The organism is Caldanaerobacter subterraneus, assembly GCF_004345675.1.
Classification (GTDB): Bacteria; Bacillota; Thermoanaerobacteria; order Thermoanaerobacterales; family Thermoanaerobacteraceae; genus Thermoanaerobacter; species Thermoanaerobacter subterraneus.
Map to the genome: position 1 here is coordinate 21,685 of NZ_SLWU01000002.1, position 23,968 is coordinate 45,652.

A 23,968-nucleotide genomic window follows, 5' to 3' on the forward strand; every position below is an offset into this window, starting at 1 on the left:
GATTGTATGGAAGAACTTACAAGAGATAAGGAAAGAGCTATTTTAGTCGCTATTATTTCTTCTCCTGAGGATGAAGAAACGCTTAATGAATTAAAAGAGCTTGCAGTGACTGCCGGAGCTGAAGTGATTGGGATACTGACCCAAAAAAAGAAGGGGATAAACAAGGCTCATTACATTGGCAAAGGCAAACTGGAAGAATTGAAGATGTTTGTGGAGAATCAGCAGGCTGATTTGGTGATTGTAAATGACGAACTCACAGGGACCCAGATAAAAAATCTTGAGGATGCTTTAGGCGTCAAAATCGTAGATAGAACTAACCTCATATTGGATATATTTGCCAAAAGAGCTCGCTCAAAAGAGGGAATGCTTCAAGTAGAGTTGGCTCAGCTAAAATATCGTTTGCCAAGACTTGTAGGCTTAGGAGGGCAGCTTTCCAGGCTGGGAGGAGGAATAGGGACAAGAGGGCCGGGGGAGACAAAATTAGAAGTTGATAGAAGACATATCAGGAATAGGATAAAGGCTATAGAGGAGAAGTTAGAAGAATTAGAGAAACATAGAAATTTGCAGAGGCAAAGAAGAAAGAAAAATCAAATTCCCGTTGTGGCAATTGTGGGTTACACCAATGCAGGAAAATCGACTTTGTTAAATGCTTTGACAGGTGCTGATGCTTATGTGGAAGATAAATTATTTGCCACATTAGATCCAACTGCTAGAAAGCTTGTACTTCCTTCAGGCAGAGAAGCCATTTTGACCGATACAGTTGGGTTTATAAGAAAACTTCCGCATGATCTGGTGGAGGCCTTTAAATCTACCTTGGAAGAAGTGAAGTATGCGGATTTGCTGCTGCATGTGATTGATGTAACATCTCCTGACATGGAAGAAAAGATAAAAGTTGTGGAGAAGGTGCTTTCTGATTTGGGAGCAATTGAAACTCCCAGGATAAATGTCTATAACAAGATAGACCTTTTAGAAATTGTACCTTCAGGGAATAACAGAGATATTTACATATCTGCAAAAAATAAAATAGGGCTTGACAGGCTTTTAGAGGCTATTGAAAGAGAGCTTTTTAAAGAGACAGAGGTGGTGAGTTTTTTATTCCCCTACGAAAAAACGAGAGAGTATAATTATTTAAAAGAGAGAGGGAAGGTGATTGAGGAAAAATTTGATGAAAAAGGGATATCAGTAAAAGCTGAGGTTACGGGTGAGATAAAAGAAAGGCTTAGGAATTTTATTATCTCTTGATGGCGTTGTATTCTGCTTTTTCCTGTGCTTTAACGTTTTTTACTATTTGTACAATTTTTTTGTAAGATTTTTGTGTTCCGTAAGTTACAAGAGGCCTTCCCAGCACAGGAAATTTTAGTGCGATTGAGAGGAATCCTCCAATTTTCATCAACCAATTTGTAGCGGCAGTTGTGTCTACTAATAAAAGACCTTCGTTGGTGTTAAAAAGATGGTAGTATAGGTCTTTTAAAGCTGGTTCTATGAGCTTTTTTGCATTTTTTACTCCCATGGAGTATACATTATTGCCGTATTCGTCAGTTCCAATTAAGACTATATGACCTGGGTCGTTTTGTCCGTTTAATTTATCAAAAAGAGGTATGCCTTCTATCTGCTCTCTAGATGGGGTCTTGTCTTCGGGCAGTTGACCTGTGTGGATATAAGCTGCTATGACAGAAGTATGTGTGCCTCCATAACAGTGATAGATTATGTGCATATAAAACTCTCCTTCCTTTCTCTTGCAGTACTTATTGTCTGTGATTTTTGCTTTTTTATACTGGAAAAAAGTAATTTTAAATGTATAATTATGGTGACCGGTGGAAAAATAAAAATAAAATTAAAAATTAAGCAGGAATTTGAGAGTTTTTAAAGAATATTATAATAAAAGAAAATGTTTTAGGGGGCTTGAAAATGTTAATAAGAGAGTGCGCTGGAGGAGTTGTATTCAAAGGAGACAGTGTATTTATCCTCAAAAATGAAAAGGGGGAATGGGTGTTACCCAAAGGGGTCATTAGAAATAATGAACTCCCCATTGACGTGGCCATAAGGAGAGTGTGTGCTGAAACAGGTCTTAAGTCAGTTGAAGTCCTTTCTACTGCTGGTGAGACCAGCTATGAGTTCTATTCTGTAACCCGTCAGCGTCCCGTCTTTAATAAAATCACCTGGTATCTCATGACGACGAGTGAAGAGGAATTTAATATAAGCAAGGAGGACGGCTTTGTTGATGGAGGATTTTTCCCCATAGACAAGGCATTGGAGATGATTACCTACAGTCAAGATAAATCGCTTGTAAACGTTTCTTACTTTAAATACAAAACTCTCACAAAAGCGCTGGCTTAAGGTTGTAAAATAGGAAGGACTTTGATTTTTAAAGCCGGCAACGGCTTTATTTTTTGGCTATAATTTGGTATAATGACAAACGGGGTGTTAATTTGGGCAAAATTTATAAGACTCTTCTTGGATACGGAGTTGCAGAAGTTGAGATAAAAAAGTCAAAATTTATAGGGCATGCAAGTCCTGTAGCCTCTGAGGAGGAGGCTATAAAATTTATAGAGAAAATAAGGGCTGAACACAGACTTGCTACGCACAATGTGTACGCCTACGTAGTAGGGGAAAATGATGAAATACAGCGGTTTAGCGACGATGGTGAGCCTTCGGGAACAGCTGGTATGCCTGTCTTAAACGTGATAAAAAAACAGGAACTGAAGAATGTAGTTGTTGTGGTTACAAGATATTTTGGAGGAATATTGTTGGGAGCAGGTGGTTTAGTCAGGGCATACACAAAAGCAGCTAAGATGGGGATCGATGCGGCGGGAATAGTAGAAAAGATTCCGGCTAAGGAGATTGAACTCACTTTTGATTATAATCTGCTTGGGAAAATTCAGAATGAACTTTTAAGAAGAGATTATTTGATAAAGGATATCTCTTATGCGGATAAGGTTATTATTACATTGCCTGTCGTAGAAGAGAAAGTTTCAGAGTTTAAGAATTTTATCACTGACTTGACTGCCAGTCGCTGCGATATAAGAGTAAAAGAAGATGTGTACCTTTTTAAAAAGGATGGAAAATACATTTTGTAAGGGGAGATGGAGAAGGTTAGGAGGTATTGAAAATGGATTGGGACTATGTAGAGGACGCTATGAAGAGAAAAGTATGGGCAGTTGTAGGTGCGCTTCCTCGCGAGACAAAGTACGGTTTTCAGATTTATAAAACCCTCAAATTAAATGGATATACTGCTTATCCTGTAAATCCTAAGTTTGAAGAAGTAGATGGAGACAAGTGTTATGATTCTCTTTCTAGTTTACCTGTAGTTCCAGAGGTCGTGGATATGGTTGTTCCACCTACAAGAGGAGAAAAATACGTAGAAGAGGCTGCTAAGTTAGGAGTAGAATTTATATGGTTTCAGCCGGGATCTGAAAGTGAAGAATTGATTGAAAAGGCTAAAGATCTAGGATTAAAGGTTATACACAATACTTGCGTGATGTTAGAAACTGACAAGAGAAAATAAGAGGGGATTTCTCCTCTTATTTTCATTTTCGTGGCTTTGAGAGGATTTCATATGTGCCTATTAAAAATAGCAAAATTGCAAATATTTTCTTAAGAAGAATTGCTTTAGTTACAATAGCTATATTGGCACCTACTAGGCTACCTATTATTCCACCTGTGATTATGAGTGGAAGTATGGAGTATTTTATGTTTCTCTTTTTTAAGTGATATATAAGGGCAATTACAGCTGTGGGAATAAAGGAGAGTAAATTTACGCTCTGAGCTGTATGCTGTTCTACGCCCATTATTATAGTGAGAGCAGGAATAAGTATTGTGCCTCCTCCTATCCCCATTCCACCAATAATTCCTGAAAAAAGGCCAATTAAAAATAGCTTCATTGTACCCACATCCTGAAGGCGGCGGTTATCATTATTACACCGAAGATTTTCCTTAAAAATGGAATTGAAATTTTGTTGAGAAAATATGCTCCTATAATTCCACCAAAAGTTTCTCCTATGGCTACATTGAGTGTGAGGGGGAGGTCTATTATTTTGCTTTGAAGGTAGATGAAGCTACTTATTACTGTTAAGGGAAGGATTATGGAAATTGCTGTGGCATGAGCCTTATGGTCCTCTATGCCTAGCAAAAATACCAGGGCAGGGACTATCAATGTTCCTCCACCAGCTCCCAAAAGCCCGTTTATGAAGCCTGTTGCAGTTCCTATGAGAAAAAGTTTTTTGTTTTTTGACATTCTATCACCTTGCCATCTTTTTGCTATTAGTTTTCCTCTAAAAATTTTAACTATTCGAATTTCCATTTGACAGATTAAGTTTTGTCAGTTTAAAATGGGTATAGCAATGTATGTATGGAGGTCTTTAAAATGGTGGCAAACAATATTCTTGATTTGATAGGGAAAACCCCTGTGGTAAAGTTAAATAAGGTGCCTGATAAAAATAGCGCTGAAGTGTACTTGAAGCTTGAGTTTTTTAACCCTGCCGGCAGCGTCAAAGACAGAATTGCCCTTGCTATGATAGAAAAGGCAGAAAAAGAAGGGATATTAAAAAAAGACAGTGTGATTGTGGAACCCACCAGTGGAAATACAGGAATAGGGCTGGCAATGGTGGGGGCTGCAAAAGGATATAAAGTTATAATAATCATGCCTGACACCATGAGCATGGAAAGGCGGATGCTTTTGGCTGCTTACGGGGCAGAGGTGATTTTGACTCCTGGAAAACTGGGCATGGAGGGAGCTATTAGAAAAGCGGAAGAGTTAGTTAAGCAGAACAAGAACTATTTCATGCCCCAGCAGTTTGAGAATTTGGCAAATCCTTTAATTCATGAAGAGACTACTGCAAAGGAAATAATAGAGGATTTTAAGGAAGGTTTAGATGCTTTTGTAGCGGGTATAGGTACAGGAGGGACTATTACAGGAGTTGGTAGAGCCCTTAAAAAAGTTTTTCCAGATATAAAGATTGTGGGGGTAGAACCTTACTCTGCCGCAGTTTTATCTGGAAGAGAACCGGGTCCCCACAAGATTCAGGGAATTGGAGCAGGCTTTATACCCAAAGTCTTGGATAGAGAAGTGCTAGATGAAGTGATACCAGTGAAAGATGAAGATGCCTTTGAAATGACTAGAATTTTGGCCAAAAAAGAAGGTGTTTTGGCAGGGATTTCTACTGGTGCTTTTTTGTGGGCAGCGCTTAATGTAGCTAAGAAATTAGGAAAAGGGAAGAAAGTCCTTGCAATAGCGGCAGACAGCGGAGAGAGGTATTTAAGTACGCAGATTTTCAGAGAATATTAAGGAGGGATGTTTATGGCTGGACATTCCAAATGGGCTAATATAAAGCACAAAAAAGAAAAAATGGACGCTAAAAAAGGGAGAATCTTTACTAAACTTACAAAAGATATCATAAAGGCGGCAAAAGAAGGAGGGGGAGACCCCGAGACTAACAGTAAACTGAAATTAGCAATTGAAAGGGCAAAAGCCTTTAATTTGCCCGGTGAAAATATTCAAAGGGCTATTAAAAAGGGTACTGGTGAATTAGGAGGAGCAAAGCTTGAAGAGGTAATTTACGAAGGATATGGCCCGGCAGGTACAGCTATAATTGTTGAGGCTTTAACCGACAACAAGAACCGCACAGCAGGTGAAATAAGGCATATTTTTGACAGAAATGGCGGCACTCTAGGGGCTGCTGGATCTGTCACATGGATGTTTGACAAAGTAGGGGTTATAGTAGTGGAAAAAACTGATTCCGTAAATGAAGAGGACTTGATGATGGTGGCGATAGAGGCCGGAGCAGAAGATTTTTCGGCGGACGAGGGAGAATTTGAGATTATAACTGACCCTTCTAATTTCCAAGAAGTAAGGGAGGCTATAGAAAAAGCAGGATATAAAATTTCTGAGGCAGAAATTACAATGCTTCCTAAAAACACCATTAAGCTAAGTCCTGAAGACTATGAGAAATTCGAGAAATTGATTGACAAACTTGAGGACAATGACGATGTTCAGAATGTTTACCACAATGTAGAATTAGAAGATGAGGAGGAATAAAAAGAAAGAGATAGAAAGCTAAATATGCTCTATCTCTTTCTTTTCTTTTTCTGTAAGTATTTTATGTAAGTCAAGGTTGATAATCAACCTTCCGTTTAGGTTGATGATAGAAGTTATGTACTCTCTTCCAATTCCTTTTATTATGTCTGGCGCTTCTTGTATTGTGGAATCTTCAACTCTTAAAACTTCTGTCACTGAGTCTACTATGAACCCTACAGGCCTTTCTGTGACATTTACCACAATTATTCTGTTGTTTTCATTTTTTTCTGATGTGGGCAGATTAAATCTTTTCTTGAGATCTATTATGGGGATTACTGTGCCCCTTAAATTGGTTATGCCTTCTACAAAAGAAGGTGCATCTGGCACTTTGATGATGGTCTGAAGCCTTATGATTTCTACCACCTGATTGATGTCTACACAAAAGTCCTCGTTGTTTAATTTAAATACTACAATCTGTTTTGGCATTTCCCATCTCCTCCTTCCTAGATATTATTCGATATTTTTTGACAAAATCCTGCAAGAAGAATAAATTTTTTAAAATTGGTTATAATTACATAAAACAGGAGGAGATGTTATGAAAAAGATAATTTCCTATAAGATGGTTGCTATATATATTTTTGCTATATTTTTGGGAGCGATGACAGGATATTTCATAAGCGTTAAACAGAATGAAAAGGAAAGGGAAGCGAAAAGCGCAAAGTATGAAAAACCATTTCCCATTCAGCAGGAAGCTCTTGCTAAAAGAGCAGATTTTTATAAAAAGTTAATTTTTGAGACCAGGTATCTTGAAAATGGTGAAGTTGTACGAGAAGAGCAAAAGCTTACTCCTTCCCTTTACGGCAAGTCAAAAGAGGAATTGGAAAAGATATATTCTGGATGGAGGGTTATAAAATTTGACGATGAAGAGATAGTCTTATGTAGGGAAAAAGAAGGTTTGCCGCCAGATTATTACATAATTTCTGTGCTTGACGGTTATGTGGTTTTGCTCAAAAGCGATGGAAATGGACATAAAGAAGTTGTAGAAAAGACGGACATTTCTATTGAAAGTTTGACGCCTTTTGACAGGGAAAGAGTTATGGAGAATATAGTTACAAAAGATAAGGATGAAGCTTATCAGATACTGGCAAATTTAAGCTCTTAAAGGAGTTTTCCTTCGGGAGACTTCAGAGCGAAGTTTAAAAAAACTCTATCTAGATTTATAAAAAAGTCCCTGTTTTTGAAGGTAGGAAACAGGGACTTAATTTTGTCTTTGAAAGGTCGATTTCTCCTTCGGGAGAACTTTTTCTTGTTTATAAACTCTATTGATGTTAAAATAAATAAAAGGAGAGGAGAAGAATGAGGGTATTGGGAATAGATCCGGGAATTGCCACATTGGGATATGGAGTCGTTGAGTATAAGAACAACAAATTTTTTCCCATAGCTTATGGAGCCATCACTACAGATGTGGGAGTTGACAAGGCGTTTCGTCTTTACACTCTATATAAAGGACTTGAAGATATTATAAAGCTTTATCGTCCAGAGATTGTAGCGATTGAAGAGCTTTTCTACAATAAAAATTCTAAGACGGTAATTACAATTGGAGAAGTTAGAGGGATTTCAATACTGGCTGCTGTAAATTCAGGAGTAAAAGTGTATGAGTATACCCCCCTACAGGTGAAACAGGCAGTAGTTGGGTATGGGAGAGCGGAAAAACAGCAGGTTCAGCAGATGGTAAAGGTGCTTTTAAATCTTGATGAGATACCAAAGCCAGATGATGTGGCTGATGCGCTGGCCGTTGCCATTTGCCACTGCCACAGCAATAATATGTTGGAAAGACTGGGGTATGGGCGATGATTGAGTACATAAGGGGAATTATTGAAGACATAGGACCAGATCATGTGATAATCGACCTTATGGGCATAGGTATAAAAATTTTTGTGCCCTTTTCTACTATGAAGGAGTTGCCTCCCAAAGGAAATATAACAAAGCTTTACACATACCTTTACGTCAGGGAAGATGGATTTCAGATTTTTGGCTTTAAGAGAAAAGAAGAGCTAGAACTTTTTGAGAAATTACTTTCTGTGAGCGGCGTAGGACCTAAAGGTGCTCTTTCTATTCTCTCTGTTGTGCCAATAGAAAGCTTTATAAAGGCAGTAAACAGCGGTGATTACAAAATTTTAACAGCAGCTCCTGGCATAGGAAAGAAGACAGCAGAGAGGATCATATTAGAGCTCAAGGATAAAGTGCCCAAAGAGGTTGTAGTCCCGAAAGAGGACAGCCTGTTAAATGAGGCTTTAGAGGCTTTGCTAGCATTGGGTTATACTAAAAGTGAGGCTATTTACGCTCTTTCTGATGTAAACTGTGAAAGTGTGGAACAGGCTGTCAAAGAGGCGCTGAAAAAATTGGCGAAATAGGGTGAAGTAAATGGAAGAAAGGATATTGACTCAAAATTTTACTCAAGAGGATGCGACGGAATACAGTCTCCGTCCCAGGTGGCTTTCTGAGTACATAGGACAGGAGAAAATAAAACAGGAGCTAAAAATCTATATAGAAGCAGCTAAAAAAAGAGGAGAACCACTAGACCATGTGCTACTTTACGGCCCTCCTGGGCTTGGGAAGACTACTTTAGCTACAGTTATTTCCAATGAAATGGGAGTAGGCATAAAAATAACTTCAGGACCTGCTATAGAGAGGTCTGGGGATTTGGCGGCAATTCTGACAAATTTGCAGGAGAACGACATACTCTTTATAGACGAGATTCACAGATTAAACAGAAGCGTTGAGGAGATTTTGTATCCTGCTATGGAAGATTTTGAGCTTGACATAGTAATAGGGAAGGGACCAAGTGCTAGGTCTATAAGGCTTAGCCTTCCTAAATTTACGCTTATTGGAGCTACTACAAGGGCAGCTCTCATGACTTCTCCTTTAAGGAGTAGATTTGGAGTCATAAATCGCCTTGATTATTATTCAGTAGAGGAATTAAAGGAAATTATAAAAAGGTCAGCTAATATTTTGAATATTGGTATTGACGAAGATGCAGCTTTTGAGATAGCTAGAAGGTCCAGAGGAACTCCCAGAATAGCTAACAGGCTTTTAAAAAGGGTGAGAGATTTCGCAGAAGTGAAAGGAAATGGCTATATTGATTACAATACGGCAAATATAGCTTTAAACATGCTTGGGGTCGATGAAATGGGCTTAGAGGAAATTGATAGAAAGATCTTGATTGCAATAATAGAGAAGTTTGGCGGAGGACCTGTTGGAATTGATGCTATTGCTGCATCAGTTGGTGAAGATGTGGATACAATAGAAGATATGTACGAGCCTTATCTCATGCAGATAGGATTTTTAAATAGAACTCCAAGAGGGAGAGTAGTTACAAAACTGGCCTATCAGTATCTTAAGTACCCTTATGTTGAGCAGAGGAGGATTGAGGATGTTTGACAACTTTGGCAAAATGTTAATATTTATGGGAGCAATTTTAATCGCCATAGGACTTCTTTTTTCAGCAGGTTCAAAAATTGGTTTGGGCCGTTTGCCAGGAGATATAGTTTATCACAGGGGAAATTTTACTTTTTATTTTCCATTGATGACAAGCCTTTTATTAAGCGTATTTTTAACACTTCTTTTCTGGCTTTTTAGAAGGTAAGTATTGAAAATTTTTTGATTTAACGGTATAATCACCATATGCATTCTTGAAAAGGGATGGAGTAGGGTATGAAGCGAAGTGAATTCTACTTTGATTTGCCGGAGGAGTTAATTGCTCAAGAGCCATTAGAAGATAGGGCAAGTTCCAGATTGATGATTTTAGATAGAAGGACAGGGGAGATAAAGCACGACATTTTTAAAAACATAACTAAATATCTAAAAGAAGGGGATTGTCTGGTTTTAAATGACACAAAAGTAATTCCTGCAAGGCTCATTGGACAGAGGGAGGATTCTGGAGGAAAGGTAGAGCTTTTGCTTTTGAGAAGGACTTCAATGAATGAGTGGGAGGTTTTAGTGAAACCAGGCAAAAGGGCAAAGGTGGGCAAAAGGGTGGTATTTGGAAATGGAGAGCTTGTGGCAGAAATAATCGATACCACAGAGGCGGGAGGGCGCATAGTAAGATTTTACTACGATGGGGTGTTCGAAGAGGTATTGGACAGGTTGGGTGAGATGCCTGTTCCTCCTTATATAAAGAAAAAGCTAAAGGACAAGAATAGGTATCAAACGGTATACGCCAAGTATGAAGGCTCGGCTGCAGCACCTACAGCAGGTCTTCATTTCACAGAGGAATTGCTGGATGAAATTCGAAATATGGGAGTAAAGACGGTTTTCATAACTCTTCACGTGGGGTTGGGCACTTTCAGGCCTGTTAAAGAGGAAATAATAGAGAACCACAAGATGCACGAGGAGTTTTACATTGTTACAGAAGAAGCCGCAAAAGCCATAAATGAAGCTCGAAAAAATGGAGGCCGCATAATAGCTGTAGGGACTACTTCTACTCGCACTTTAGAGACGGTTGCAGATGAGAGCGGATATATTCATCCAAAAAGCGGATGGACAGATATTTTTATATATCCTGGATATAAGTTTAAAGCGATAGACGGGATGATTACAAATTTCCATCTGCCTGAATCTACCCTCATAATGATGGTTTCTGCTTTTGCAGGAAAAGAGAATATAATGAGGGCGTATAAAGTGGCTATTGAGAATAAATACAGGTTCTTTAGCTTTGGAGATGCAATGCTTATCATATAAAGGACAGGAGGTAAAAATGGCTGCGATAAAGTACAGAGTTATAAAAAAAGATGCAAGGACCAAGGCAAGATTGGGAATTCTTGAAACCCCCCATGGAGTTATAGAGACGCCAGTTTTTATGCCTGTAGGTACGCAGGCTACAGTGAAAGCGATGACCCCTGATGAGCTAAAAGAAATGGGCGCTACAATTATTTTAGGAAACACCTACCATCTTTATTTAAGGCCAGGCCACAAGATTATTGAAAAAGCAGGTGGTCTTCACAAATTCATGAACTGGGATAGGGCTATTTTAACAGATAGCGGCGGATTTCAAGTTTTTAGTTTAAGCTCTTTGAGAAAAATTACAGAAGATGGCGTGGAATTTAGGTCTCACATTGACGGGTCAAAACATTTTTTTACTCCTGAAAAAGTGATAGAGATACAGAATTCGCTGGGGTCTGATATAATCATGTCTTTTGATGAATGTGCCCCTTATCCTGCTGACTATGACTATGTAAAAAGGTCTATGGAACTTACAATAAAGTGGGCGGAGAGGGGGAAAAAAGCCCATAAAAATACGGATAGACAGGCTCTTTTTGGCATTGTGCAAGGGGGAACTTATAAAGATTTAAGAAGAGAATGCGCAGAAAGGTTAGTTGATATGGATTTTCCCGGATATGCTATTGGGGGTTTAAGTGTTGGTGAGCCAAAAGACCTTATGTACGAAATTATAGATTTTACTACTGATTATTTGCCTCACGATAAACCGAGATATCTGATGGGGGTGGGAACGCCCGAAGACCTTATAGAAGGTGTGATAAGAGGGGTTGACATGTTTGACTGTGTATTGCCTACGCGAATTGCCAGAAATGGAACTGTATTTACAAGCAGAGGCAAATTGATAGTGAGAGATGCGCCGTATGCTGAAGACTTTTCGCCACTGGATGAGGAATGCGACTGTTACACCTGCAAGAATTATTCTAGAGCTTATTTAAGGCATCTTTTTAAGGCGAAGGAAATTTTGGCGGCGAGGCTTGCTACCTACCACAATCTCTATTTTTTAATTAAATTGATGGAGAAAATAAGGGAGGCCATAAGGCAAGATCGCCTGCTGGAATTCAAAGAAGAGTTTTTAAGAAAATACTATGGGAACAGGGAGGAATAGTGAATGAACGAAACTACTTATGTACTCATTCAATTTGCGATTTTAATTGCAATTTTTTACTTTTTACTTATTTTGCCACAGCAGAGAAGGCAGAAAAAAGAGAGAGAAATGCTGGATTCTTTGAGGCCTGGAGATGAAATTATAACTAAAAGCGGTTTTTATGGAAAGATACTCAATATAAAGGACGATGTGATAACTCTTGAAATGGGAGCAGACAAGGTAAGATTAAAGATTGCTAAATGGGCAGTAGGTGGAGTTGTGAGCAGAGCAGAATCTAACAACAATAAAGGAGATAAGGAATCAAAGTAGGGTGCGGCTAGTCCGCATCTTTTTTGTACTATGTTTTTGTTTTTTGGCATAGATATTAGTGAGAAGTGAAAGGGGGTAGGAGGTTGAGAAGGCACTTTGTGATGGATAAAAGGAGTGGAATCAATTTTTCAGGCATTTTAATTGGAGTTTTAGTCTCTTACATAATTACACTTCTTTTTTTCATAATCTACGCCCTTCTTTTAACTTTTACTTCTGTTTCGGAGATGGCTTTGCCTAAATTCACAATCTTCGTCACTATTACAGGAGTGGTATTGGCAGGAGCCCTATCTGCAAGGAATACTGCCAGCAAAGGCTGGTTAAATGGCGGAATTGCAGGAATTTTGTACATTGCAGTGATGGCACTTTTAGGAACTTTTTTGGTGAAGGAATTTGGACCCTCATCTTCGCTGGCTGTAAAGTTTTTATGGGGAGCTTTTCTGGGCTCTTTGGGAGGGATGATAGGCATCAATTTATAACTTTCCTTCCTTCTTTTTATGTGTTATAATAAAGCGGGAGGAGGGAAGGAAGATGAGGAGAATTATAACAATTAACAAGCCCACATTGAGAGAGAGCCTTAAAAAACCTGGTTGTGGAGAATGCCAGGCATCCTGTCAGTCTGCTTGTAAGACTTCCTGCACTGTAGGTAATCAAGAGTGCCAGTATAACTAACTTTAATACATAACCACCTTAAAATGGCAGTAAGTATTTACTGCCATTTAAACTTGCAATGGAGGTTTAAAAATGGCTGCGACAATGCATAAATTTAAAAGATTGGGACTTAACATAGTGGTTGACCCAGTAAGTGGTGCCATACATGTGGTGGATGATGTAGTGTATGATGTATTAGATTATTACGAAAACCATTCTCGCGAGGAAATTGTAAATTTGCTAAAAGATAAGTACAAAGAAGAAGATATTTTAGAGGCGATTTCAGAAGTCGATGAGTTAAAGGAAAACGGACTTCTTTTTACTGAGGATATATACAAAGATATAGCAATTTCAAGAGCGGATTCTGTGATAAAGGCAATGTGTTTGAATGTAGCTCATGACTGTAATTTGAGGTGCAAGTATTGTTTTGCTTCTACTGGAGATTTTAAAGGTGGAAGAAAATTGATGGACTTTGAGACGGGGAGAAAAGCCATAGATTTTTTGATAAAGAGTTCTGGTAAGAGGAGAAATATTGAAATTGACTTTTTTGGCGGTGAACCCCTTTTAAATTTTGAAGTTGTTAAGCAATTAGTGGAGTATGGCAAACAGAAGGCAAAAGAGAACAAGAAAAATATCAAGTTTACAATAACTACAAATGCAGTTCTTTTAGACGATGAAAAGATAGAGTACTTCAATGAAAATTTTTCAAATGTGGTCTTAAGTTTAGATGGCAGGAAAGAAGTAAACGACCGGATGAGAGTAAGGGCTGATGGAAGCGGCACCTATGATGTTATTGTGCCAAAAATTCAAAAGTTTGTTAAGACACGGGGTAAAAAGGAATACTATGTTAGAGGGACTTTTACTGCTAAAAATCTGGACTTTGTGGAGGATGTGCTTCATATAGCCGATTTGGGAGTGTATGAAATTTCAGTAGAACCTGTTGTAGAAAAAGAGGACAGGGACTACACTTTGAAGGAAGAGCACTTAGATAGAATTTTTGAAGAATACGACAGATTAGCAGAAGAGTATATAAGGCGCTATGAGGAAGGGAGACCTTTTGCTTTTTATCATTTTAAGATAGACTTAAAAGGTGGGCCCTGCATAAAGAAAAGATTACAGGGTTGTGGTGCGGGATTTGAATATATAGCTGTAACTCCTGATGGGGAGATTTACCCATGTCACCAGTTTGTAGGGATTGAGGAATTTAAATTGGGAACTTTAGATGAAGGAATTACAAATATAGAGTTGCAGAGAAAATTCATGGAAAGTGATATTTACAAAAGGGAAGAATGCGCTAATTGCTGGGCGAGATTTTATTGCAGCGGTGGGTGCTTTGCAAATAATTATAATATTAACGGAGATATTAACAAACCTTATAAACTTGCCTGTGAAATGCAAAAAAGGCGCATTGAAAATGCCATTGCCATAAAGGCTTACCTTACATTGAGGGGTGAAAAAGGTGATTATCAAAGAGTACAAAGGGATAAAGCCGCAAATAGATGAAGAGGCTTATATAGCCGAGACTGCTGAGATTATTGGGGATGTGGAAATAAAAAAGAACGTAAATATCTGGTATGGAGCGGTTTTAAGAGGGGATGTTGATAAGATAGTGGTGGAGGAAGGGACAAATATACAGGACAACTGTGTAGTGCATGTGACAGATGGACATCCCTGCTATATAGGAAAATACTGCACAATAGGGCACGGAGCAATTGTCCACGCTTGTAAAGTGGGGAATAACGTGTTGATAGGAATGGGAGCAATTATTCTGGATGATGCAGAGATAGGGGATAATTGCATAATTGGAGCTGGTGCTTTAGTGACAGGAGGCAAGAAAATTCCTCCAGGGAGCCTCGTCATAGGAAGCCCTGCTAAAGTAGTGAGGCAGCTCACAGAAGAGGAGATAGAAAGCATCCATAAGTCCTACGAACACTATGTAGAATTAGCAAAATTGCATTTTTCTGAGTTTGGGCAATTGACCGTTTACAATAAAAGTAATATAATAGAAAATAGTTAGTCAAACGACAAAGGAGGATTTAGATGAGAAGTCGAGGCTTTATTAAATTTTTTTCTGTAATTTTGGTCTCAGCAATGGTGGCGTATGTGGCTTTTTTTGGAATTAAAGCGGGTAATTACTCTATTTCACCAATTCAGGATCGCATACGACTGGGACTTGATTTAAGAGGAGGCGTATATGTATTAGAAGAAGCTCAGGGAAATGTGACACAAGATGCTATAAATAAGGCTATTGCTGTTATAAGAAATAGAGTAGATGCTTTAGGAGTGACGCAGCCTGTCATAGCGCAGCAAGGTTCTAACAGAATCCGTGTGGAGTTGCCAGGTATGAAAGACCCAGATAAAGCGATAGAGATAATTGGTAAGACTGCGCAGTTAAAGTTTGTGGGCCCAGATGGGAAGGTTATCTTGACAGGAGCAAATGTAAAAGATTCTAAAGCAGTGTATGCTCATACTGAAACAGGAATACAGCAACCACAAGTTACGTTAGTACTTGATGCAGAGGGCACGAAAAAGTTTGCAGAAGCAACACAGAAGTTTTTGGGACAACCTATTGCAATACTGTTAGATGATAAAGTTATCTCAGCACCTACTGTCAAAGATGTGATAACGACAGGAAATGCAGTAATTACTGGCTTGAAAGATTTCCAAGAAGCATCTGAATTGGCTACTCTTATAAGAGCTGGTTCTTTGCCTGTAACGCTAAAACCTATAGCTTATAGTTCAGTAGGTGCAACATTAGGGCCCAATGCTTATAATGCCAGTGTAAAAGCTGGTATATACGGCGTGCTACTTATTTTACTATTTATGGCAGCTTTTTATAGATTGCCAGGAGTAATGGCAGATATAGCCCTTTTAATATACATATTGATAAATCTAATAATTTACTCTTTACTTAATATAACTTTAGACTTACCTGGTATTGCAGGCTTCCTATTGTCAATTGGGATGGCTGTTGATGCTAATGTTTTAATTTTTGAAAGATTTAAAGAAGAATTAAGAGCTGGTAAAAGCATACGAGCTGCTTTAGATGCAGGTTTTGCAAGGGCCTTCAGAGCCATTTTTGATGCTAATATGACTACTATTATTGGTACTATTATACTTTTTTACATGGGCTCTGGAAATGTGAAAGGTTTTGCTTTAACACTTCTAATAGGTGTCATATCCAGCTTATTCACAGCTATAACTGTAACGAGATTTTTGTTACATGCGCTCCTTGATATGGATCTGACAAAGAATATAAAACTTTATGGAGCATAGGAGGGGAATTAAGTGAACCAACACGGATTTCATATAGATGTCATTGGCAAAACGAAGATTTGGTTTGCAATATCAGGGATCATAATTTTAATCGGCGTAATAGCCATGCTTGTAGATGGATTTAATTGGGGAATAGATTTTACTGGTGGAACAATAATGGAATTTAAAATTGGCAAACCTTTTGACACAAAGGATATAATTAAAATTTTAAATGAATATAAAGTCAAAGACTACCAAATACAAAAAGTAGGGACAAAAGGTGATCATGTTTCAATAAAGACGAGCCCTATTTCTCATGAAACGCAGCTTTCAATAATAAAAGATATCGAAAAAAAGTACAACTTAACAGAAGATGACATAATAATGTCACAGCAGGTGGGACCTTCTTTAGGGAGAGAAATAAAATTGGGAATGATAGGAGCTGTATTGCTGGCTTCTATTGCAATGTTTGTCTATTTAGGATTTAGATTTGAATTTACAATGAGTGTGGCGGCAGTGATTGGTTTACTCCACGATGTGCTTATACTAATTTCTGTATATACTATTTTTAACATAACGATGAATGCCCCTTTTATAGCAGCAGTTTTAACTGTATTTGGCTATTCTGTTAATGATACTGTTGTAATTTTTGACAGAATAAGGGATAACTTAAAAATCATGAGAAGATCGGATTATGCAAAAATTGCAAATGACAGTGTAAATCAGACTCTTACAAGGTCAATAAATACAACTTTGACTACGTTAATTATGCTTATTTTAATGTATTTCTTAGGACCTAAGGCATTGAAAGATTTCGCATTGCCTTTGCTTATTGGGATAACTTCGGGAACGTATTCTTCGATATTTATCTCTACTCCTCTTTGGGTATTAATTAAGAATAGAGAAAAGAGGAGAAAAACCTCTAATAAACCTATAAAAGCCTAAGTTTTAAATAATACCAAAAACGTAGTGGCATAATATCTCTTGAGGTGAAAAAATGAATTTGCTTTTTGTTTTTAGAAATAAAAATATTACCAAAAGGTATAAAGAGATATTAAAGATTTTAACTAAAAATGGTTTTGGTTTTATTTCTGATATTTTATTAAAAGGTAGACATATACCTTTTTATATACTGAAAAGTCATGATTACATGGGAGCTGGAGAGAGAATTCGGAAAACATTAGAAGAATTGGGGCCAACTTTTATAAAATTGGGGCAACTTTTAAGTACAAGAGCAGACCTTATACCTCACGACATTTTATTGGAACTGGCAAAACTCCAGGACAAAGTCGCACCTGAAAATTTTAATTCTATTAGAGGAGTTTTGGAAAGTGAGTTAAAAGGAGATATTAAAGAATTTTTTAGCTATTTTGAGGAAGAACCTATTGCTTCTGCTTCTATCGGACAAGTGTACAGAGCAAGGACGAGAGAAGGAAAAGAGGTAGTTGTCAAAGTTCAAAGGCCAGAAGTTGCAGAAAAGGTCAATGCTGATGTTGTAATCCTTAAGAGTATTGCTAAAGTCTTAAACGACCGAATAATTGATTCTCCAATAGATTTTGTAGAAATAGTAGAGGAGCTGACAGATTCTTTATTGAATGAATTGGATTACACCCAAGAAGGAAATAATGCAGATAGGTTTAGAGAAAATTTTAAGAATGAAAATTATATATATATCCCTAAAGTGTATTGGGAATACACCACAAAGAGAGTACTTACAATGGAATATGTAGAAGGGATAAGTGTTAAAAATAAAGATCTGTTAATTAAAATGGGATATGACCTTAAACGAATAGCAAGAAATGGTGTGTGGGCTATTTTTTTACAAGTATATAAGTATGGCCTTTTTCACGGTGACCCTCATCCAGGGAATATCTTAATAACGAAAGAGGGAAAGATATCTTATATAGATTTTGGAATTGTTGGATATCTTGATAAGTCGTCACGGGAAGTTCTCATAGAACTCTTTAAAGCCTTTGCAGAAAATGATACAGAAGAAGTCATAGAGATTTTGTCAGATATTGGTGCTATAAGGTCTGACACAAATCTGAGAAGCTTAAAAGCCGATTTAGGCCGGATAATAAATTATTTTTACAATACTCCTTTGCGCAACATAAGTGTGAATGATTCTATGAAAAAAATTATGGCTATTGTTCATAGACATAAATTGATGTTGCCACCAGGATTTACTCTCTTTCTAAAGTCATTAGCTACGGTTGAGGGGGTAGGGAGAGACTTAGATCCGGACTTTAGCATTTCAGATGTGGCAAAAGACTTCGTCAAACAGATGTACCTTCAAAAAATTGATGTAAAGGAAATAATCAAAGAAAACTCTAAGGAATTGCACAAAGCTTTAGTAATACTTAGAAAACTTCCTTTTAGATTGCAGAGCATAATGACAAAGCTTATAAAGGACGATATTAAAGTTAGGATAAATATAGATGAAAGTGAGAGCTTAAGATATGATTTGAATATCATGATAAACAAAGTAATTGTGAGTATAATAGCTTCAGCTTTGATTGTTGGTTCATCACTCGTTTTGACTTATGGTGGTGGATACAAAATTTTTGGATATAATGCCATTGGTTTTTTTGGATATATGATTGCCACTCTGTTGTGTCTATGGGTATTTTATCGCATTTTTATAGTAGACAGAAGAAAAAAATGAAAACTTATGGGTGAGTTGGATGACCAAAATTTATAAGTGGGTTATAAAAGAAAATGACCCTCAAAAGGTGGAGGAGATAACAAGAAAATACTCTTTATCGAGAGTTGTTTCAGAAGTACTTGTTTCTAGGGGAATTACAGAGGTAAAAAATTTTTTAGAACCCCAATTAAGTGATTTGTTATCTCCTTTTTTGTTAAAAGGGATAAAAGAAGCCAGAGAATTGATAAATAAACATCTCCAAGAGGGCAATTTAATTACGATTTATGGAGACTACGATGTAGATGGGATTACTGCTACTTCTCTTATGTACCTTACTCTTAAAAAGTTGGGAGGGAAGGTCGATTTTTATATTCCTGAAAGAATATCAGAGGGTTATGGAATAAACGAAGAGGCTATAGAAAAAATTGTCCAAAAAGGGACAAAACTTGTAATCACTGTTGATTGTGGAATTACTGCTGTTAATGAGGTAAAAAAAGCTAAATCTGTTGGGTTGGAGGTGGTAATCACTGACCACCACAGCATACCTGAAGAAATTCCACAGGCAGATGTGGTAGTAAATCCTCATTTGCCTGGCGCTTATCCTTTTAGCGATTTAGCAGGGGTGGGGGTTGCATTTAAATTAGCCCAAAGTCTTATTGGTGAGAAGGCTTTTGACTTTTTGGATATTGTTTCTTTAGGTACTATTGCTGATATTGTACCTCTGGTAGGAGAGAACAGAATAATTGTCAAAGAAGGTCTAAAAAAATTAAATGAAACGCAAAACCTCGGTTTAAAAGCTCTTATAAAGGCTTCAGGGTTACAGAATGTGCGGATTGATGAATATCACGTAGGTTTTATTCTGGCACCTCGCCTAAATGTTGCAGGAAGGTTAAAAAGCGCAGAGGCAGCTGTTAGGTTGTTGATAAGTGAAGATGAAAAAGAAGTGGAAGAGATAGCAAGATATCTTAACGAAGAAAATTCTAGAAGGCAGAATATTGAAAATAATATTTTAGAAGAAGCTGTTAAAAAAGTAGAAGAGTCCGTCGATTTGAAAAAAGATAAAGTGATAGTTTTATGGGATGAAAAATGGCATCCTGGAGTTATTGGAATTGTATCTTCTAGAATAACTGAAAAATATGCCAGACCTTCTATCCTGATAAGTCTGAAGGAAGAAGAGGGTAAGGGTTCAGGTAGAAGTATTGAGGGGTTTAACCTTTACAAAGGATTGGAATATTGTAGAGATTTATTGGTTAAATATGGCGGTCATGAGATGGCGGGAGGACTGACTATTAAAAAAGATAACTTAGACCTTTTTAAAAAGAAAATAAATGAATATGCTGATATTGTGTTGAAAGATATAGACCTTATTCCTACTTTAAAAGTAGATGCTAGGGCAAAAGAAGAAAAAATAAATATAAAGGTGGCAAAGCAACTTCAAGAATTAAAGCCCTTTGGGGTTGACAACCCCCGACCTATCTTGCTTTTTGAGGGGCTCACTGTTGAAAAGATTTTTGAAGTGAATAACGGAAAGCACGTAAAAATCATAGGGCGGAAGGATGATTTTGTTTATGAACTGTTGATTTTTGACCTTTCTTCCAAAGAAATAAAGGTAGGAATAGGGGATGTCATAGATGTTGTTGGAACTGTAGACATAAATAATTGGAATGGGATAGAATCAGTAGTTATAAATGTGAAAGATTTAAGGATTAGATTTCCGCTTTTTGCATATTATAAAAATCTGAGCAGAGTTTTAATTTCTTCTAAATCCCAAAGGAAGAGAGTAAACAAAAGCTTAGGAGATATTATTGATAAAAGAGGTATGCAGGACAAAGAGAGATATGTACTGAGGCTTTTTAAAAGTGACAGAAAAACCCTTGTGTTGGTAAGCACTGAGATAGAGCTGAGGTCTTTACTTAGGTACCTTAAAATAGAGAAATTTTACAATTTTTCCGTATCTACTAGATATTGTCAAGGAAAAAATGTCATACTGTTTTTCCCGCACTCTTTTAAGCCTTGTGACTTTTATGATGATATAGTGATGTATGACATTCCTTTTGACAAAGAGTTGTTTTACAACATCATTTCTCTCTCTGATAAAAAGAAAGTTCATTTAATTTTCAGAAAAGAGGACGTATATAATAATTTAAGGGTTTTTGATGAGATTTTTCCTCGGCGAGAGGATTTTATAAGGCTTTATAAGTTTGTAGATGAAGGGAATAACATTTTCTTTAAAGGTCATTTGCATCCTGATTTGAATTTGAATCCTATAAAATTCAGAATTTGCTTAGAAGCAATGAAAGAAACAGGATTGATAAATGTAGAAGAACGTGATAATATTTTAATGTTGAGCAAAAATTTTGTAGCTGAAAAGGTTAATCTAGAAGAAACCGAAATTCTGCAGAAGATAATCTCGGCTAAAAGAGAATTTATTAAGTTTGCCAAGTCCATCTTTAAACCGAATTTTAAGGAGGTTTTACAATGACGCTAGAGGACATTAAAGAAATGATACGAGAAATACCAGATTTCCCCAAGAAAGGAATAAGGTTTAAGGATATAACGCCTGTTTTAAAGGACGCTAAGGCATTTAATTATTCTATAGAAATGCTAGCAAAGGCCTTAGAGGGCAGAAAATTTGACCTTATAGCTGCCCCTGAAGCAAGAGGATTTTTATTTGGAGCTCCTCTTGCCTTCCGGTTAGGAGTGGGATTTGTTCCGGTGAGAAAACCCGGGAAGTTACCTGCTGAAACCTTAAGCTACGAATATGAACTAGAGTACGGCCTGGATTCTCTTGAGATACACAAAGATGCGGTAGTTAAGGGGCAGAGAGTTGTGATAGTGGATGACCTTCTGGCTACAGGGGGAACTGTTTACGCTTCAGCCAAGCTTGTAGAAAGCTTGGGAGGAGTAGTGGATTCTATTTTGTTTTTGACGGAACTGACATTTCTAGATGGTAGAAAAAAGCTTGACGGATATGATATAATTTCATTAATAAAGTTCTAAATATCTTTAAAGTGGCATTTTGCCACTTTAAATTATAAGGTGTGATGACTGTGATAGAAAAAGTAATAAATAGAGTAAAACAATACATGGGGGAAAATGCAAATTTAGACCTTTTATATAAAGCCTACAACTTTGCAGTGAAAGCCCATGAGGGGCAGGTAAGGAATTCAGGGGAGCCTTACATTGTGCATCCTGTAGAAGTCGCATACATTCTTGCTGATTTGGAGCTAGACCTTACTACAATTGTTGCAGGGCTTTTGCACGACGTGATTGAGGACACAGGTGTTACTTATGACCAGTTGATGGAAGAATTTGGAAAAGAAATTGCTGACCTGGTAGATGGGGTTACCAAATTGGGAAAGATAGAGTATAAAAGCAAAGTTGAGCAACAGGCTGAAAACATGAGAAAAATGTTAATAGCGATGGCAAAGGATATAAGGGTGATACTCATAAAATTAGCCGACAGGCTTCACAACATGAGAACTTTAAAGTATTTGCCTCCTGATAAGCAGAAGGAAAAGGCAGAGGAGACATTAGAAATTTATGCGCCTATAGCCCACAGACTGGGAATATCAAAAATAAAATGGGAATTGGAAGATCTGTGCCTGAGGTATTTGCACCCTGAAGAGTATTACGACTTAGTAGAAAAAGTTGCTGCAAAGAGAAAAGAGAGAGAAGAATTTATACAAAACATAATAGCCACTATCAAGCAAAAATTAGATGAGATGGGTATACCAGCGGAAGTAGATGGGCGGCCAAAGCATTTTTACAGCATATACAAAAAAATGAAGACTCAAAATAAGACTTTTGAAGAAATTTACGACCTTTTAGCTATAAGAATAATTGTAAATACGGTAAAAGACTGCTACGGCGTGTTGGGAATAGTGCATACCTTATGGAAGCCAATTCCAGGGCGTTTTAAAGATTACATCGCTATGCCTAAGCCAAATATGTATCAATCTCTTCATACCACAGTTATAGGCCCAAAAGGAGAGCCTTTTGAAGTACAGATAAGGACGTGGGAGATGCATAAAACTGCTGAATACGGTATTGCAGCCCACTGGCGCTATAAAGAAGGGAAGACCACAGAAGACGAGTTTGACAAAAAGCTTGTATGGTTAAGGCAGCTTTTAGAATGGCAGAAGGAATTGAAAGACCCTAAAGAGTTTATGGAAACTTTAAAGATAGACCTTTTTACAGACGAAGTTTTTGTGTTTACTCCAAAAGGGGATGTCATCAGCTTGCCGGCAGGGTCTACTCCTATCGATTTTGCGTACAGCATACACACTGAAATAGGTCACAGGATGAACGGTGCCAAAGTAAATGGGAGAATAGTTCCTATAAACTATCAGCTTAAGACGGGAGATATTGTGGAAATACTAGTAAGTCCTAATAAAGATAGAGGGCCTAGTAGGGATTGGCTGCAGATTGTCAAGACTTCTCAGGCGAGAAACAAAATAAGGCAGTGGTTTAAAAAAGAGAAAAGGGAAGAGAATATAGCTCGCGGAGAAGAAATGTTAGAGAAAGAGCTGCGGCGCCAGGGGATACAGCCTTCAATGATTAAGACAGAAATATGGGAAGAAGTGTTAAAGAAATTAAACATCCATACAATGGAGGACTTATACGCTACAATAGGTTATGGCGGACTTACGTTAAACCAGGTAATTCCAAGAATTAAAGAGGAATTAAAGAAATCTCAAAAGAGCATCGCTAAAGTACAAGCTCCAGCAAAAGAAGAGAGAAAGAAAGAGAAAAAAAATGGCGCTGGGGTTATTGTAAAGGGCGTTGACAATGTCATGGTGAGATTTGCTAAGTGCTGTTCTCCTGTGCCGGGAGATGAAATAGTTGGATATGTGACGAGAGGAAGAGGAATTTCCATTCACAGGAAAGATTGTCCGAATGTGAGAGACCTCCTGTATGACAAAAACAGAATAGTGGAAGTGGAATGGGCACAGGATAGAAACATGGCCTATCAAACAGATATTCAGATTATGGCAAATGATAAGTTTGGGCTTTTGACAGAAGTTACTGGAGTTTTGGCAGATGCTAAAATAAATGTAAAAGCTATAAACGCCAGGACTACTAGAGACAACATAGCCATTATAAATCTCACTTTAGAGATTACTTCAAAAGAGCAATTAGAAAAGGTGATGAACCGCCTTAAGTCTCTAGAAGGAGTAATGGATGTGTACAGATTAAGTGCATAGGGGTGATT

General features: G+C 37.5%; 28 protein-coding genes. 24 read left to right on the forward strand and 4 right to left on the reverse strand.

Translation table 11 applies throughout. From position 1 onward, the window contains the following. Nucleotides 1-6: 6 nt before the first annotated feature. Nucleotides 7-1,242: a GTPase HflX gene (hflX, locus tag EV203_RS00820; RefSeq protein ID WP_132038950.1), complete on the forward strand. Its 1,236-nt coding sequence runs from the start codon at nucleotides 7-9 to the stop codon at nucleotides 1,240-1,242. Here hflX and EV203_RS00825 read toward each other — a convergent pair. Then, nucleotides 1,232-1,714 (reverse strand): DUF3189 family protein, encoded by a 483-nt coding sequence (locus EV203_RS00825; protein ID WP_022587762.1) that lies wholly within the window; start codon nucleotides 1,712-1,714, stop codon nucleotides 1,232-1,234. The two genes, hflX and EV203_RS00825, sit on opposite strands and share 11 nt — an antisense overlap. A 194-nt stretch (nucleotides 1,715-1,908) precedes the next feature. Here EV203_RS00825 and EV203_RS00830 point away from each other — a divergent pair, with 194 nt between their 5' ends. From EV203_RS00830 to EV203_RS00840, 3 genes are all read left to right on the forward strand, one after another. Continuing rightward, nucleotides 1,909-2,337, forward strand: coding sequence for an NUDIX hydrolase (locus tag EV203_RS00830; RefSeq protein WP_022587764.1), 429 nt, complete (start codon nucleotides 1,909-1,911; stop codon nucleotides 2,335-2,337). Nucleotides 2,338-2,429: 92 nt separating this feature from the next. Next, nucleotides 2,430-3,077, forward strand: coding sequence for a YigZ family protein (locus EV203_RS00835; RefSeq protein ID WP_022587765.1), 648 nt, complete (start codon nucleotides 2,430-2,432; stop codon nucleotides 3,075-3,077). A 32-nt stretch (nucleotides 3,078-3,109) separates the two neighbouring features. After that, the gene (locus EV203_RS00840; RefSeq protein WP_132038885.1) at nucleotides 3,110-3,505 is read left to right on the forward strand and encodes a CoA-binding protein; all 396 of its coding nucleotides are present in this window, start codon (nucleotides 3,110-3,112) and stop codon (nucleotides 3,503-3,505) included. A 22-nt stretch (nucleotides 3,506-3,527) separates the two neighbouring features. Here the strand turns inward: EV203_RS00840 and EV203_RS00845 are convergent, their stop codons facing one another. Together EV203_RS00845 and EV203_RS00850 are read right to left on the reverse strand one after the other, a co-directional pair. Next, nucleotides 3,528-3,881, reverse strand: a complete 354-nt coding sequence (locus EV203_RS00845; protein ID WP_132038886.1) for a sulfite exporter TauE/SafE family protein — start codon at nucleotides 3,879-3,881, stop codon at nucleotides 3,528-3,530. Continuing rightward, on the reverse strand, nucleotides 3,878-4,234 hold the full coding sequence (locus tag EV203_RS00850; RefSeq protein ID WP_132038887.1) for a sulfite exporter TauE/SafE family protein: 357 nt from the start codon (nucleotides 4,232-4,234) through the stop codon (nucleotides 3,878-3,880). The genes EV203_RS00845 and EV203_RS00850 overlap by 4 nt, the downstream gene beginning before the upstream one ends. 129 nt (nucleotides 4,235-4,363) lie before the next feature. On the opposite strand from EV203_RS00850, the gene cysK reads away from it, so the two are divergent. Both cysK and EV203_RS00860 read left to right on the forward strand, forming a co-directional pair. Next, nucleotides 4,364-5,284, forward strand: a complete 921-nt coding sequence (cysK, locus tag EV203_RS00855; protein ID WP_132038888.1) for a cysteine synthase A — start codon at nucleotides 4,364-4,366, stop codon at nucleotides 5,282-5,284. Nucleotides 5,285-5,296: 12 nt separating this feature from the next. Then, on the forward strand, nucleotides 5,297-6,034 hold the full coding sequence (locus EV203_RS00860; RefSeq protein ID WP_132038889.1) for a YebC/PmpR family DNA-binding transcriptional regulator: 738 nt from the start codon (nucleotides 5,297-5,299) through the stop codon (nucleotides 6,032-6,034). An 18-nt stretch (nucleotides 6,035-6,052) separates the two neighbouring features. Here EV203_RS00860 and EV203_RS00865 read toward each other — a convergent pair whose 3' ends face one another. Beyond that, nucleotides 6,053-6,499, reverse strand: coding sequence for a chemotaxis protein CheW (locus EV203_RS00865; protein ID WP_132038890.1), 447 nt, complete (start codon nucleotides 6,497-6,499; stop codon nucleotides 6,053-6,055). Nucleotides 6,500-6,608: 109 nt separating this feature from the next. On the opposite strand from EV203_RS00865, the gene EV203_RS00870 reads away from it, so the two are divergent. From EV203_RS00870 to EV203_RS00955, 18 genes are all read left to right on the forward strand, one after another. Continuing rightward, nucleotides 6,609-7,175 carry a hypothetical protein gene (locus EV203_RS00870; RefSeq protein ID WP_132038891.1) on the forward strand — a complete coding sequence of 189 codons (567 nt, stop codon included), beginning with the start codon at nucleotides 6,609-6,611 and terminating at the stop codon, nucleotides 7,173-7,175. Between the two features lie 194 nt (nucleotides 7,176-7,369). After that, the gene (gene ruvC / locus EV203_RS00875; RefSeq protein ID WP_022587778.1) at nucleotides 7,370-7,867 is read left to right on the forward strand and encodes a crossover junction endodeoxyribonuclease RuvC; all 498 of its coding nucleotides are present in this window, start codon (nucleotides 7,370-7,372) and stop codon (nucleotides 7,865-7,867) included. Further along, the gene (ruvA, locus tag EV203_RS00880) at nucleotides 7,864-8,427 is read left to right on the forward strand and encodes a Holliday junction branch migration protein RuvA (RefSeq protein WP_011025515.1); all 564 of its coding nucleotides are present in this window, start codon (nucleotides 7,864-7,866) and stop codon (nucleotides 8,425-8,427) included. The genes ruvC and ruvA overlap by 4 nt, the downstream gene beginning before the upstream one ends. Nucleotides 8,428-8,437: 10 nt before the next feature. Continuing rightward, nucleotides 8,438-9,454, forward strand: a complete 1,017-nt coding sequence (ruvB, locus tag EV203_RS00885; protein ID WP_132038892.1) for a Holliday junction branch migration DNA helicase RuvB — start codon at nucleotides 8,438-8,440, stop codon at nucleotides 9,452-9,454. Continuing rightward, nucleotides 9,447-9,659 (forward strand): DUF2905 domain-containing protein, encoded by a 213-nt coding sequence (locus EV203_RS00890; protein WP_132038893.1) that lies wholly within the window; start codon nucleotides 9,447-9,449, stop codon nucleotides 9,657-9,659. The genes ruvB and EV203_RS00890 overlap by 8 nt, the downstream gene beginning before the upstream one ends. A gap of 68 nt (nucleotides 9,660-9,727) precedes the next feature. Continuing rightward, the gene (queA, locus tag EV203_RS00895; protein WP_132038894.1) at nucleotides 9,728-10,753 is read left to right on the forward strand and encodes a tRNA preQ1(34) S-adenosylmethionine ribosyltransferase-isomerase QueA; all 1,026 of its coding nucleotides are present in this window, start codon (nucleotides 9,728-9,730) and stop codon (nucleotides 10,751-10,753) included. Nucleotides 10,754-10,769: 16 nt separating this feature from the next. Further along, on the forward strand, nucleotides 10,770-11,897 hold the full coding sequence (tgt, locus tag EV203_RS00900; RefSeq protein ID WP_132038895.1) for a tRNA guanosine(34) transglycosylase Tgt: 1,128 nt from the start codon (nucleotides 10,770-10,772) through the stop codon (nucleotides 11,895-11,897). A 3-nt stretch (nucleotides 11,898-11,900) separates the two neighbouring features. Beyond that, entirely contained in the window at nucleotides 11,901-12,206 is a 306-nt protein-coding gene (yajC, locus tag EV203_RS00905; protein ID WP_011025519.1) for a preprotein translocase subunit YajC, read from the forward strand. 101 nt (nucleotides 12,207-12,307) lie between these two features. Beyond that, entirely contained in the window at nucleotides 12,308-12,682 is a 375-nt protein-coding gene (locus EV203_RS00910) for a TIGR04086 family membrane protein (RefSeq protein ID WP_407636727.1), read from the forward strand. 52 nt (nucleotides 12,683-12,734) lie between these two features. Then, nucleotides 12,735-12,875, forward strand: coding sequence for a six-cysteine ranthipeptide SCIFF (gene scfA / locus EV203_RS00915; protein ID WP_022587783.1), 141 nt, complete (start codon nucleotides 12,735-12,737; stop codon nucleotides 12,873-12,875). Between the two features lie 72 nt (nucleotides 12,876-12,947). Further along, nucleotides 12,948-14,357 carry a thioether cross-link-forming SCIFF peptide maturase gene (scfB, locus tag EV203_RS00920; protein ID WP_132038896.1) on the forward strand — a complete coding sequence of 470 codons (1,410 nt, stop codon included), beginning with the start codon at nucleotides 12,948-12,950 and terminating at the stop codon, nucleotides 14,355-14,357. After that, the gene (locus EV203_RS00925) at nucleotides 14,314-14,871 is read left to right on the forward strand and encodes a gamma carbonic anhydrase family protein (protein ID WP_011025522.1); all 558 of its coding nucleotides are present in this window, start codon (nucleotides 14,314-14,316) and stop codon (nucleotides 14,869-14,871) included. Before scfB ends, EV203_RS00925 begins: the two co-directional genes overlap by 44 nt. A 23-nt stretch (nucleotides 14,872-14,894) precedes the next feature. Next, nucleotides 14,895-16,130: a protein translocase subunit SecD gene (secD, locus tag EV203_RS00930; protein WP_132038897.1), complete on the forward strand. Its 1,236-nt coding sequence runs from the start codon at nucleotides 14,895-14,897 to the stop codon at nucleotides 16,128-16,130. Nucleotides 16,131-16,142: 12 nt separating this feature from the next. Then, nucleotides 16,143-17,054, forward strand: a complete 912-nt coding sequence (gene secF / locus EV203_RS00935; RefSeq protein ID WP_132038898.1) for a protein translocase subunit SecF — start codon at nucleotides 16,143-16,145, stop codon at nucleotides 17,052-17,054. A gap of 52 nt (nucleotides 17,055-17,106) precedes the next feature. Further along, entirely contained in the window at nucleotides 17,107-18,774 is a 1,668-nt protein-coding gene (gene ubiB / locus EV203_RS00940) for a 2-polyprenylphenol 6-hydroxylase (RefSeq protein ID WP_132038899.1), read from the forward strand. A 19-nt stretch (nucleotides 18,775-18,793) separates the two neighbouring features. Next, nucleotides 18,794-21,235, forward strand: coding sequence for a single-stranded-DNA-specific exonuclease RecJ (recJ, locus tag EV203_RS00945; RefSeq protein ID WP_132038900.1), 2,442 nt, complete (start codon nucleotides 18,794-18,796; stop codon nucleotides 21,233-21,235). Further along, on the forward strand, nucleotides 21,232-21,753 hold the full coding sequence (locus tag EV203_RS00950) for an adenine phosphoribosyltransferase (protein WP_132038901.1): 522 nt from the start codon (nucleotides 21,232-21,234) through the stop codon (nucleotides 21,751-21,753). The genes recJ and EV203_RS00950 overlap by 4 nt, the downstream gene beginning before the upstream one ends. 50 nt (nucleotides 21,754-21,803) lie before the next feature. Continuing rightward, nucleotides 21,804-23,960, forward strand: coding sequence for a RelA/SpoT family protein (locus EV203_RS00955; protein ID WP_132038902.1), 2,157 nt, complete (start codon nucleotides 21,804-21,806; stop codon nucleotides 23,958-23,960). Nucleotides 23,961-23,968 lie beyond the last annotated feature (8 nt).